The 1,402-nt window shown below is 60.0% G+C and carries 1 pseudogene; it reads right to left on the bottom strand.

From position 1 onward, the window contains the following. Positions 1–1,402, bottom strand: a pseudogene (locus tag V7773_RS30195) (sugar-binding protein); the annotation flags it as partial.

Here is a 1,402-nt window from a genome sequence, read left to right as displayed (position 1 = left end):
CCTTCATGACCCTCAGCCGGGTACACCGTCTGGCTGCGCAGGTTACGTACAAAATCCTGCGGGTCCTTGGGGCAGTGCACGTCACCATCGTCGTCCTCATAACCATCGACCGGGTAGTATTCGTACACGGTGCGCACACCGTTAGGCTCGGATTCCTCCAGCAGGTTGCCGAAGTTGTCGTAGTGGGTGGTCAGGGTTTCGCTGCGGGCCTGGGTAACATCGCTGATGAGTTCCCAGCGCTTTTCCACGGTCTTGGGCAGTTGGAAATACGCCGGTTGTTGCTCGAAGGTCCCTTCAACGGTGTGATAAGTGTTGATCAGCCGCTGCACGCAATCGCCTTGGGTGGTGCGTTCCTCGGTGAGCAGGTGAAAGCTGTTGAAGGTGCGCTGCACCGTGCGCACTGTCCCGCCGCCGACTTTATGTTTGGCGGTAGAGCCGTAGGTGTAACTGCGATCGGTCTTGTACAGTTGGTCCAGGCCGTTGCTTTCCCAATTGATATTGGAGCCGTTGCCGATGAAGTTTTCCAGGGTGTACTCGTAGGTCACTTCCATCGGCGGTTGCCCGAAGCCGGGGAAGAGTTGATGGCGAGTGACCCGTGGCAGGTTCACCCGCCCGGTATTGCCCGGGTAAGGATGACCGTCGTCGAGATATTCGATGGCTTCGCGCCCGCCGACCGGGGTCTTGACCTCGGTGATGCAGCTCAGGCCGCGCACCTGCTGATAGTCGAAACGCCAGCTGGCCTTCTCCACGGTGGGCAGGATGATCTCGACCACCTCACGCCTGGGGTTCAGCTTGAGTTCGAAGCGCGCCAGCGGCTTGCCGCCCGGGCCGGCCTCCGGGTGCAGGAGAAACTCGACCCAGGAGTCATCACTGGAGCGGTTGATCTGCAGCAGCGAGCCCAAGTCGTCGCTGATCGATTCCAGGCGCTGACCGTTGCCAAAGCCTGTGTAGGACAAATCGACCTTGTGCCCGGAGGCGGCATGGATCTGCACGGGCAGGGCGACCTCTTCATCGCCGCTGCCACCGACCTTCAGGGTTTCGATCAAGCCGGCCTTGTGCACGACCCGGTAGATGTCGTTGCCGTCATTGAAGAAGTGGAAACTGTCGAGTTTCTTTTCCTTGATCTCAGGCGTGGTACCACTGCCGGTGACCTTGAAGGTTTCGCCGGTGGACAGGGCGAGGATGCGGTCGCCGGGAGTGAACTGGGACAGGTTGAGGTTCCAGCCGACGCCAAAACCCGAGTCCAGTTTGTTGAGGGGGTTGAACACCAGTTTCAGCGGTACGGCGGGACCGCATAGGTCGTTGGTCTTGAGTTCCGGCAGGTCGATGGCGATGGTGTACTGACCGGTGCGCGGGTCGACGCTGGCGGACAGGAAACTCATGAAGTTGAAGGCATTGGAGT

Source organism: Pseudomonas sp. 3JA, assembly GCF_036961705.1.
GTDB classification, from domain to species: domain Bacteria; phylum Pseudomonadota; class Gammaproteobacteria; order Pseudomonadales; family Pseudomonadaceae; genus Aquipseudomonas; species Aquipseudomonas fluorescens_Q.
This window is presented reverse-complemented; position numbering and strand designations above follow the sequence as displayed.